Source organism: Streptomyces longispororuber (assembly GCF_024448165.1).
Lineage (GTDB): Bacteria > Actinomycetota > Actinomycetes > Streptomycetales > Streptomycetaceae > Streptomyces > Streptomyces longispororuber_A.
This window is the reverse complement of the sequence record NZ_JAMOLN010000269.1, coordinates 1-11673: the sequence shown is the minus strand read 5'-3', so window position 1 is coordinate 11673 and position 11673 is coordinate 1. Positions and strand designations below refer to the sequence as shown.

The following is an 11673-nucleotide window of genomic DNA, read 5'->3' as shown; positions in this document are numbered from 1 at the left end:
CGGCGATCCGGTCCGCGAACACCGGCGACGAGTCGATCAACTCCCGCCCCATACCCGCCCATTGGGACCCCTGCCCGGGGAACACCCACACGACCTTCCCCGGCGCACCGGCACCGGCACCAGCACCGGAGACGACCCCGGCCACACTCTCGCCCCGAGCCAACGTCCGCAGCCCGGCCAGCGCCTCCTCCCCCGACCCGGCCACCACGACCGCACGATCGGCAAGCAGGGCCCGACGGGAAACCAGGGACCCGGCCAGCGCCGCCAACGGCACCGCGCCCACACCACCCGCACCGGACTCCACGAAGGCGGCGAGGCGCTCGGCCTGGCCCGCCAGTGAAGCGATGCTGCGCGCCGAGATCACGAGCGGCACCACGCCACCCGCATCCGGATCCGGATCCGCGACGGGCTCGGGCTCCTCCTCGGCAGGCGCCTCCTCCAGGATCAGGTGGGCGTTCGTACCGCTCACACCGAACGAGGACACCCCGGCCCGGCGCGGCCGGTCCGCGCGCGGCCACTCGCGCGCCTCGGTCAGCAACTCCACCGCGCCCGCGGACCAGTCCACCTCCGCCGTCGGCGCGTCCACGTGCAAGGTCGCCGGCAGCGTCTCGTGCCGCAGTGCCTGCACCATCTTGATCACACCGGCGACACCGGCGGCGGCCTGCGCGTGACCGATGTTCGACTTCAACGAGCCGAGCCACAAGGGCCGTTCGGCAGGACGCCCCTGGCCGTATGTGGCGATGAGCGCCTGCGCCTCGATCGGGTCGCCGAGCGCCGTGCCCGTACCGTGCGCCTCGACCACGTCGACGTCAGCCGCCGAGAGCCCCGCGCCGGTCAGCGCACGCCTGATGACGCGCTGCTGCGAAGGCCCGTTCGGCGCGGTCAGACCATTGGACGCGCCGTCCTGGTTGACGGCGGAGCCGCGCAGCACGGCAAGGACCTGGTGGCCCCGCTCACGCGCCACCGAAAGCCGCTCCAGGACGACGACGCCCACGCCCTCGGCCCAGCCCGTGCCGTCGGCCGCCGCGGCGAACGCCTTGCAGCGCCCGTCGGCCGACAACGCCCGCTGCCGGGAGAACTCCACGAAGTCGTCCGGCGTCGCCATCACCGTCGCACCGCCGGCGAGGGCCATCGAGCACTCGCCCTGCCGCAGCGCCTGCGCGGCCAGGTGCATCGCGACCAGCGACGACGAGCACGCCGTGTCCACCGACACGGCCGGACCCTCAAGGCCGAGGACGTACGAGACCCGGCCCGACGCCACGCTCGACGCCAGCCCGGTGGTCGCGAACCCCTCCGTCTCCGACGTGCCCGCACCCGTGCCGTACCCGTGGGCGAAGAGTCCGGTGAACACGCCGACGTCGGCGCCCTTCAGCGAGACCGGGTCGACTCCCGCACCTTCCAGGGCCTCCCACGAGGTCTCCAGAAGGAGCCGCTGCTGCGGGTCCATGGCGAGGGCCTCGCGCGGCGAGATGCCGAAGAAGCCCGGGTCGAAGAGTCCGGCGTCCTCCAGGAAGCCGCCCTGGTTCGTGTACGAGGTGCCCACGTGGTCCGGATCCGGGTGGTAGAGGGCCTCCAGGTCCCAGCCGCGGTCGTCGGGGAAGTCCGTGACGGCGTCGACGCCGTCACGGACCAGGCGCCACAGGTCCTCGGGGCCCGCGACGCCGCCCGGCAGCCGGCAGGCCATGCCCACGATGGCGAGGGGTTCGTCGGGGTCGGCGGCGGCCCTGACCGTGACCGGCGCGGTGGCCGGTGTCGCGTCGGGGTCCCGGAGGATCTCGGACCGCAGGAAGGCGGCCAGGGCGGCGGGGGTGGGGTGGTCGAAGGCGGCCGTGGTGGGCAGCCGCAGTCCGGTCCGCTCCAGGAGCCGGTTGCGCAGCAGCACGATGGCCACCGACGTGAAGCCCAGGTCGCGGAAGGCCCGGTCGGCGGGGACGAGTTCGGGTCCCGTCTGGCCGAGCACGTCGGCGGCCAGGGTGCGGATCAGGTCTTCCAGGAGCGCCAGTTGCGCACGCTCGTCCAGGTCGGCGAGCCGTTCCCGCAGCTCTGCCGTGACGGCCTCGTCCGGCTCGATCTGCCGGGCGGGCGGTCCCGCCACGTCGCGCAGGAGGGCGGGCACGTGGGCGTCCGGTGCCGCCTTGCCGCCCGACAGCAGGGCGGGCCGCGCGGCCAGCAGCGACGGGACGTCGGCGGTCAGCGCTACGTCGAACGCGGCGAGCAGATCCTGATGCGTCGCGGCGTCGGTGTCCCCCGGGTGTCCGTCCCAGGCCAGGAAGGTGCCGGGCAGGTGCCGCCGCCGACGGTTGCCCGTCACCGCGTCGCCGAGCATCGCGTCGGCGGCCGCGGCCGGGTCGTCGTGGGAACCCAGTAGCCCGACGGCCCCGGACGACACCACGACGAAGACCGCCGGGTCGTCACCGGCGGTCAAGTGGTCGAGCAGCAGCGCAAGTTCGGGATCGTCGGCGGCGTGCACGACCGCGGACACGGGGTGCCGCAGGTCGGCCAGGGCTTCACGCAGGAGCTCCGGGCGCGCCCCGTCGGCCGCGAGCCGGATGACGCTCGTATCGGCGAAGGCCAGGGCATCGCCCGGCGTACCGCCCGCCAAGGTCCCACCGCCCCCACCACCCGTACCGCTGACGAGCAGCAAGGTCGACGCCCGGTGCGCCGTGGCCAGGTGGTGTGCGAGCGCGGCACCGTGCGCGGTGTCCGCACCGGTGACCACCACGGTGCCGGAGAAGCCGGCCGCACCCGGCCGGTCGACCACGGGCAGCGGCGTCAGCCGGGGAACCAGCAGAGCGCCCGAACGCACGGCGATCTGCGGCTCGTCGGACGCGAGCACGGCGGCCAGGACGTCCAGGGAAAGATCCGCGTCGGCGTCCAGAACGTCGAGGACGGTCGTCCCCGCTTGCCCGACAACTCGGAAGGAGCGCGCGACGCCCCAGAGCGGAGCCTCCGCAAGATCCTGCCCGCAGTCCCGATCACGGTCCCGATCACGGTCCCGCTCGCCGTCCCGGTCGCCGTCCCGCTCGTCGACCGCGACTCCCCGCCGGGTGACGACCACCAGCCGGGAGGCCGCCAGTTCCGGCCGGGCCGACCAGTCCGCCACGTCCTCCGCCAGCACCAGAGCCCTGGCACGCCCCACGGCGACCGCATCCCCCGTCCCGGAACCGACGGGCGGCAGCAGAACGGTCACGTCCGGCACGGTCTCGCCGCCGGCCACTGCCGTACGTACGGCTGCCAGGTCCGTGTAGCGACGCACCAAGCCGTCCGCCGCTTCCACGGCACGGACGAAACCTTCCGCCCCCGCCCCGACGACAGCCACGACCGGGATCGAGGCCGGGAACGGGGCCGGGACCACAACCTGGGCCGGCGCCGGGACCCACTCGACGTGCAGCAGCGCATCGTGGTGTCCGCTCGCCGCGTACCGCAGACGGTTCGGCTGCTCGGCGAGCAGCCGCCGCTTGGTCTTGCCCGACGCGGTCCGGGGAATGGCCGTGACCTCGTGGATCCGCTCCGGCACCTTGTACGCGGACAGCAGCTCGCGGCAGCGGTCGACGAGTTCTGCGGGGTCGAACCCGTCAGGACCGGCGATCACGTACGCGACGGGGACCTCGCCGAGCGTGTCGTGCGGTGCTCCGGCGACCGCGGCGTCCGCGACCCCGTGGACGGTGCGCAGGGCCGCCTCGACCTCCTCGGGGTGGATGTTCTCGCCGCCCCGGATGACGAGTTCCTTGATCCGTCCGCAGATGGTGAAGTACCCGGCGGCGTCGCGCCGGGCCAGGTCACCGGTCCTGAACCAGCCGTCCCGTATCGCCTCGGCGGTCGCCTCGGGGCTGCCGTGGTAGCCGACCATGACGTTCGGCCCGCTGACCCAGACCTCCCCCTCCTCCCCCGCCGGGACGTCGGTCCCCGTGGCCGGGTCGACGACGCGGACGCCGACACCCGGCACGGGCAGGCCGCAGGACCCGTCCACGCGGGCGCCGTCCGGCGGGTTGATCGTGATGGCACCGCAGGTCTCGGTGCTGCCGTAGGCGTCGACCAGCGGGACCCCGAAGGTCTCCTCGACGTCGCGGTGCAGGCCGGAACCGGTGACGGCGCCGCCGACCAGGCCGACGCGCAGGTCCGGCGCCCGGAATCCGTGCTGCCGGGCGGCGCTCACCAGGTGGTGGTAGGTGGTGGGGACCCCGGCCAGGAACGTCGTGCCGTCCTCGCGGAGCGCCCGCATGACGTCCTCGGCGGAACTGCCGTCCATGAGCCGGGCGGTGGCACCGGTGACGGTGACGGACAGCACGCACGCGATGTGCGACAGACTGTGGAAGAGCGGCAGCGGCCACAGCACCCGGTCCCGCTCCGTGAGGCCGGGAACCGGTACGTAGCAGGAGGCGACGGACCACAGGCAGTTGCGCTGCGTCGACAGGACGCCCTTGGGCCGCCCGGTCGTCCCCGACGTGTAGAACATCCAGGCCACGTCGTCGAGGCCGAGGTCGTCCCTGGCGGGCACGGCCGGCTCGGTGCCGGCCAGCACGTCGTACGCGTGCACCCCCGCCCCGCCGATCCCTCCGCCGAGTGTTCCGTCCGTCTCTCCGCCGACGAGGTCTGCCGGTACGTCACCGGTCACGAGCAGCACGGTCCCGGGCGCCACTCCGGGCGCGGCCCGCAGTCGCCGCGCCCGTGCGGCGTCGGTGATGACGAGCACGGCGCCGCTGTCGGCGAGGAGGTACTCCAGTTCGGCCGTGGCCGACGCGGGGTTGAGCGGCACCCCGATGGCACCGGCCCGCACGATCGCCAGGTAACTCTCCACGGTGGCCACGGTGTTGCCGAGGCAGATGGCGACACGGTCACCGCGCTCGACGCCGAGGTGGGCCAGGTGTCCGGCCAGATTGCGGGTCCGTGCCGCCAGGTCCCCGTAGGTGACCGCCCGCCGGTCGTCCGCGAAGGCGACCTTGTCGGGGAAACGCGCCGCGTTCTCCAGGAGGGTGACGGGAAGTGGCTTGATGAGGTCGCTGCGCACTGGACCGCAAGTCCTTTCGGAAGGAAAGTTCACCAGGAGACGGGCAGGCACTTCACCGCGAAGACGGACCCCTTGAGCCGCAGCGGCACTTCTTCGAAGCCGACGGCGAGGCGCAGGTCGGGGAACGCGTCCAGGAGGGCGGAGAAGCCGGCGCGCAGCTCGACACGGGCCAGGTTCTGGCCGAGGCACTGGTGGATGCCGAAGCCGAACGCCACGTGGCCGGAGGTCTCGCGGCCGATGTCCAGGTCGGCGGGGCACCCGAACTTCGCCGGGTCACGGTTGGCGGCGGGCAGCGACACCGTGACGCTGTCGCCCTTCTTGACGGTCTCGCCGTTCAGCTCGATGTCCTCGAGCGCCGTGCGGTACGTGTCGTACTGGTTGACGGTGAGGTAGCGCAGGAGCTCCTCGATCGCGGCGTCGAGCCTGGCCGGGTCGGCGCGCAGCGCCGCCAGCTGCTCGGTGTGGTGCAGGAGCGCGAACACGCCGACGGCCAGGGCGCTCTCGGTGGTCTCGTAGCCCGCGAAGAGGAGCAGCGTGACGATGTTGCAGAGCTCTTCCGTGGTCAGCTGCCCGCCGGCGATGAGACGGCTGATGAGATCGTCCTCGGGCTCCTTGCGGCGCAGCTCGATGACCTCCGCGAAGAAGGCGGCCGCCTGCCCCATCGCGGCGCCGACCTCCTGCGGGTCCGCGTCCGTGTCGTGCAGCAGCGTCGGCGCGTGACCGTAGCGGTCGACCTCGCTGTAGGGCAGGCCGACGAGTTCGGACAGGATGCGCAGCGACAGCGGCTTGGCGAAGTCCTTCACCAGGTCGGCGGGGGCACCGTGCTCGCGCATGACGGCGATCTGCTCCGCGGCCACGGCCTCCGCGCGCGGCCTCAGCTGGCTCGCCCGGCGGGCGGTGAACTCGCCGGTGAGCAGCCGCCGGTAGCGGGTGTGGTCCGGCGGGTCCATGTGGATGAACATGCCGGGGATGCGCGGGTGGTTGGGCATCACCTGGCCGCGGTGCGTCACCGGGAAGTGACCGATCTCCGTGCTGTGGCTGAACCGGGGGTCGCTGAGGACCGAGCGCGCCAGCTCGTAGCTGGACACGATCCAGCCGACGTGCCCGTCGGGGTACGTCATCCGCGCGAGCGGCCGCTCCTTGCGCAGCGCGTCGAACACCGCCGGAGGGTCGAACTGATGAGTGCGGGCCCAGGGCTCCTCGAAGGAGATTGCGTCGCTCATGAATTCCTCCCCAACCGATTGGACTCGCAATTCACGCGCGCATGGAATTCACGGTTCAATTCACAGAATTCAAGTGCGCAGAATGCGGGAGCCAATGCAGTCAATGCGGCCGATGCGGCCAATACCGTCTTTCCGGTGTCCCCAGCGCCAGATTAGACGAGCCCGGACGGCACGGCATCCTCAACTCTGGTAGGTGGCAGCTCTCTTGAGCCGATCCCGAGGGGCGCTGCGTGCGCTTCCGAGCGGCCGGGAATTCCGTCGCGGCGGCCGCTCGAATTCCGGTCCAGATCCGCTCGGAATTCCCTTTCCCCGTACGCCGGCAGGAGCGCACAGCACGACAGGCGGGCCGCATCCTCCGTCCGAGGATGCGGCCCGCCTGCGGTGAGAGCGGTGGGGCGTTGTCTCAGGTAGTCACCCTAGTCGGCTGTCTCAGGCAGCTGCCTGGCGCTGCGGGGCGAGCGCCTTGGTGAGGGTGACCACCTCGGTGAGCATCTGCTGGAGCATCACCTCGTGGCCCGCGGCCGGGGCGAAGGTCGTGAACTGCTCGAAGTCGGTCCTGAGCGACAGGTTGACCTGGGTGTGCACGGCCGCCAGCTGGACGCCCGCGGCGATGTGCCGCAGGTGGTCGATGGCGCGGGAGCCGCTGACGTTGCTGCCGTACCCGACGAAGCCGGCGGCCTTGTTGTTCCACTCGTTGTAGACGAAGTCGATGGCGTTCTTCAGGGCGGCCGGGATCGAGCGGTTGTACTCGGGCGTCACGAAGACGAAGCCGTCCAGCGCGTCGATCTTCGCGGCCCAGGCGCGGGTGTGGTCGTGCTCGTAGTCGCCCATGCGCGGCGAGCGCGGCTCGTCGAACAGCGGGAGGTGGAAGTCGGCGATGTCGACGAGCTCGAAGTCCGCGTCCTCACGCGCACGGGCCGTCTTCTCGACCCACTCCGCGATCTGCGGTCCGACACGGCCGGGGCGGGTGGTGCCGAGGATGATGCCGATGGTGGTCATGCGTGTCTCCAGGTTCAACAGGACTCAGGGGCAAGGTGAGCAGGGGCAGCGGGTGCAGCAAGGTCAACGGGGTCAACAGGGTCAGCAAGGTCAACAGAGTGCCGGAGCACTCCGGGACGGGCGGCGGGAACCGGCCAGACAGCGGCGGCCGCTACGACCGGGCGGCCTGCGGCACGGCAAGCTCGACGGGCTGACCGGTGCGCAGCGACGCACGGGCGGCCCGGACGATCCGCAGCGTCCGCACTCCTGCCGCCCCGTCGGGCCCGGCACCACTCCCCCGGCCGGCCGCGGCGACGAACTCGCCGATCATCACCGCGTACGGATCGTCCCCGCGCGTCTCCCACCGCTCGCGGGACGTGGCGGAGTCGAATCCGCCGACCAGCCGCGGGGACGCGGTGAACTCCACGCTCCCCCGGTCCCCGACGAAGGTCATGGTCGGCCCGCCCGCGGCCGACGCGTCGTCCGCCGGGCCCCAGCTGCAGTCGATCGACACGACGGTGCCGTCCGCGTACCGCACGGTGACCAGGGCCGCGCTCTCGACGTCCGGGTCCCCGCTGAGGACGCTGTTCGCCTGCGCGTAGACCTGCTGCGCCGGTGTTCCGCCGAGCACCGCGTCCACCATGTCGAGCAGCGGCGGCGCACCCGCGCCCAGCGCGCCGCTCTCCGCCGCCCGCGACCGGGCCGGACGCGGCCGGTTGTAGGCGCCGAGCACGGTCGTGAGGTCGCCGAGGACCTCCTCCTTGGCGAGTTCCTGGCGTACGGCGGCGAACGCAGGTCCGAAACAGACCGGCGAGGCGAGGCTGAGGCGTACGCCCGCCTCCTCGCAGACCCGGACCATGGCCTGGGCGTCGGCCTCGTCTGCGGCCAGCGGGTGCTCGCACAGCACGTGTGCTCCGGCTCCGGCGGCCCGCTCGACGAGGTCGCGGCGGCGGTCGGTCTCGCTGGTGACGACCACGGCGTCGGGACGCAGCGCGAACACCTCGTCCCAGCTGTCCGCGTACGCCGCGCCGAGCCGTCGGGCCGTGTCCCTCCCCCGCGACGGATCGTCGGGAGAGCCGTCGGGGTCCGCGATGACCAGCTCGACGTCCGGCAGGTCGCCCAGCAGACGGGCGTACGTGGCGGCGCGCTCATGGGCGAACGACAACACGGCGACCTTCATGCTGCGGCCCCCTTCACGGGCAGTTCCACGGCGCGGCCGGTCCACGCGGAGCGTGCCGCGGCCTGGGTGATGCGGACGGCGGCGAGTGCGTCGTGGGACACCAGGCGCGGCGGGGGTCCGCCCCGCAGTGCCTGGGCGAACTCGCGGATCTCGGCGGCGAACGGGGACTCCCCGTAGTAGCCGAGGACGCCGGCGGGCCCGCCGGACACCTGGATCTCCTGGGGCCACTCGGAGTCGTGCACGATCGTGCCGCCGGTGCCCGCGACGTGGTAGGTGACGCGGATGGGCGGCTGCGGCGTGGGGGTCCACCGGCTGACGACCTGGCTGAGCGCGCCACTGGCGTGGGTGAGCACGGCGGTGCCGGTCGCGCTGGTCCCCTGCGGGGCCGGTGCGGTGATCTCGCCCTGGTAGTGGGCGTGGACGCGGACGACGTCCCCGAAGAGCCAGTAGGCGATGTCCACGCCGTGCAGCATCTGGTCCGTCAGGATGCCGCCCGATTCGGCGGAGGCGTGGCCGTCCCAGGCCCGCGGGTGGTAGCCGGCCACGGTGAACCGGGCGACCGTGCCCGCGCCCAGGCGCCCGTCGGCCGCCACCTCGTGGAGCCGGGCGAAGGCGGGGGCGAAGCGGATGTCGTGCGCCGGGTAGAGCGGGACGCCCGCCCGGTCCGCGGCGCCGACGATCTCCTCGGCCTCGGCGACGTCGGCCGCCAGCGGCTTCTCGCAGACCACCGCCACGCCCTCGGCGATGGCGGCCAGCGCGATGTCGCGGTGGGTGCCGGTCGGCGAGCAGATGTCCACGGCGTCCGCGCCGTCCAGCGCGTCGGCCAGGGAGTCGACGGCCTTGGCGCCGAACTCGGCGGCCAGCTCCGCGGCCCTGCCGTCCTGGGAGTGGACGCGCACGGACGCCCCGGCACCGGTCCACGCCTCCAGATGCAGCCGCGCTATCAACCCTGCGCCGATCAGTGCTACCTCGAGCTGCCGCATGGCACCCCCCAGCCCTTCTTCCCTGTCGAACGTCTGCGCAGGGGAGCCCGAGCACCCGGAGAGGCCGCCGACGCCCCACACGTCTGAGGTCCGATCAGTCTCGCCCCGCACCGCTCACCAGGACCATCACCAACGTGAGTAGTCCTGGCGCGACGACGGCCGGGCGAGCGAAGGGGGCGTCAGGCGTCCCGGCGCCCCGGGAGGTACTGGTCGAGCACGACGGCCAGGAACTTCGTGTGGTCCGGCAGCCCCGCATCGGCCACGAGTCCGTCGATGACCCCACGCTGCGCCCGAGTCGGCTTGTACTGCAGCTGTACCGGGCCCAGACCGCGCAGATCCGTGTTGTCCGGCGCCACGGCGAACAGCTTGGACTGGAACTTGGGCGCCCGGCGAGCGTCCTCGACGACCTGGGCGAGCCCCTTCTCGACGGCCGCCTCCACGGCGAGGAACACGATCTGGGTGTGCGTCAGATCGCTCTGCTTGCGCAGCTTCCGGAAGCGGTTGGCGACGTTCGTCGACACGTAGAAGCCGACCGGCTTGGCGGTGTCCGCGTCGTTGACAGCGGGCGGCGCCTCGTCGACGGGCTCACGCGCCGGCGACGGCACGACGGCCACCGGCGCCACCGGAGCGGCCTGCACGGGGGCGGGCCGCAGCGGGGCGGCCGCGGGCGCGGAGGTCTGCGGGGTGGCCCATCCGGCGAGCGCGTTCGACGACGCCGCTCCCCCACCACTGAACAGGTTGCCGACGCCTTCGTCGGACATCGTCTGCTCGTCGTCCTCGTCGGCGCGCGTCTTCTTGTTCTTCGGCGGTGTCATGCCGTGGCTTCCTTCCTCAGTTCGAGCGCCCTGGCGAACATCTCTTCGGTGAATCCTTCGTAGTCTGCGGCAAGCCCCTCGGCGGTCTCGGGAATCGACCGGTCGCCGTTCGCGCGCCGTTCCACGAGTTCCTGCACCAGGAGCCCCCGCTTGCGCACGAGCCGGGCCACCGACTCCGTGTGCCCGATCAGGTGCTTGAACATGTGGGCCTCCTCGCCCAGCACCTTCCGCACCTGGCGCCGCACGTCGGCGTGGATCCCCGTGTACGTGCGCCCGGTGTCGAAGAGCAGCACCCCGAGCAGCGCGATGTGCGGGTTGATCTGGCTGACGAACTTGACGTACGAGAACTCCATGCCGATCTGCGCGAGCCCGTCCTCCGCGCCCCCGTCGCTCTTGACGGGGATGACCAGCCAGCGCGACGCGGACAGCGCGAGGCGCTGCAGCGACGGGTTCTCCGGCGGGGTGTCGAGGATGATGATCTGGTACTCGTGCGCGATCGGGAGCAGGCACATCAGCAGCCGCAGGTAGGCGTGCGGGCCTTCCTTCGCGAGCAGCGTGTGGAAGAAGATCCCGAACTCGTCGCCGAGCGCGGGACCGCCCATGACGACGTCGAGGTTCTCCCGGACGTTCCTGCGCGGCGTGAGCGGCGCGCCGGTCCGCAGCGCTTCGAGCAGCCCCGCTCCCCCGTCGTTCCACTCGGCCCGCTTGTACCCGAGCTCACGCGCGATGTTGCCCTGCGCGTTGCAGTCGATGATCAGCGTCCGCAGACCGCTGCGGGCTGCCTTTCCGGCGGCGTTCGCGGAGACGGAGGACTTGCCGACGCCGCCCTTGCCGTTGCCGAACATGAAGATGTGCGACAGCGCTTCCCAGGGGATGCCGGGCTGCTGCGCATACGCGTCAGGTGCTTCGAAGGGGCTGGCCATGGGTCCTCACTCTGGTTCAGGCCGGGACAAGATTTGCCCTATTTGAGCTGGTTTGAAGGGTCAAAAGTTCGCTCAGAACGATCCTGCGCTCCGCAGGGTGTCTCCAAGGGGTCTGGGAAGGGTCCAGGGCCGTCGGTCGAGCCCCGAAACCGGTCCCCACTCCCCCGTTCCGCAGGTCAACCGCGTACTTCGGGATGGTCGACCAGCACGTCGGACAGCGATGGCGAACGTTGTGACCCAGACCGCTCAGCACGCGTGAACCTCTGTAACCGTCCAGGCGAACCGACAAGCAAAGACACCACCTGACGCCTCCACAAGAACAGTCACCTCCAGAGCAGTTGTGTCACAAGGCCATCGGCACACTACCAGGAAGATCACCAGTCACATACACCGACACACCGTCATCCGGGCATCCGGTCAGGGAGTTGCGCCAGCCAGACAGCAGGCGGCCGGTCCCCTCAGCACCCACACAGCACTGCCCGCACCCACACCAGGCGGCAGGTCACCCGCCGGTCGCGCAGCGAGTCCGACGAGCGCTCCAACCGCCCCGCAACGATCCCCGC

Annotated in this window: 7 protein-coding genes; all 7 read right to left on the bottom strand. The window is 72.0% G+C overall.

Annotated features, from left to right (window positions below; genetic code table 11):
- On the bottom strand, nt 1–5008 hold a 5008-nt coding region (locus tag M4J07_RS42885), incomplete at its 3' end, for a polyketide synthase (RefSeq protein WP_308284825.1).
- Between the two features lie 29 nt (nt 5009–5037).
- Nucleotides 5038–6231, bottom strand: a complete 1194-nt coding sequence (locus M4J07_RS42880; protein WP_255981791.1) for a cytochrome P450 — start codon at nt 6229–6231, stop codon at nt 5038–5040.
- A gap of 429 nt (nt 6232–6660) precedes the next feature.
- Nucleotides 6661–7230, bottom strand: coding sequence for an NADPH-dependent FMN reductase (locus M4J07_RS42875; RefSeq protein WP_255981789.1), 570 nt, complete (start codon nt 7228–7230; stop codon nt 6661–6663).
- Between the two features lie 151 nt (nt 7231–7381).
- Entirely contained in the window at nt 7382–8389 is a 1008-nt protein-coding gene (locus tag M4J07_RS42870) for a Gfo/Idh/MocA family protein (protein ID WP_255981787.1), read from the bottom strand.
- Nucleotides 8386–9372: a Gfo/Idh/MocA family protein gene (locus M4J07_RS42865; RefSeq protein ID WP_255981785.1), complete on the bottom strand. Its 987-nt coding sequence runs from the start codon at nt 9370–9372 to the stop codon at nt 8386–8388. The genes M4J07_RS42870 and M4J07_RS42865 overlap by 4 nt, the downstream gene beginning before the upstream one ends.
- Nucleotides 9373–9551: 179 nt before the next feature.
- Complete coding sequence (locus M4J07_RS42860) at nt 9552–10187, bottom strand: hypothetical protein (protein ID WP_255981783.1); 636 nt, start codon at nt 10185–10187, stop codon at nt 9552–9554.
- Nucleotides 10184–11110, bottom strand: a complete 927-nt coding sequence (locus tag M4J07_RS42855; protein ID WP_255981781.1) for a ParA family protein — start codon at nt 11108–11110, stop codon at nt 10184–10186. The genes M4J07_RS42860 and M4J07_RS42855 overlap by 4 nt, the downstream gene beginning before the upstream one ends.
- Between the last annotated feature and the right edge of the window lie 563 nt (nt 11111–11673).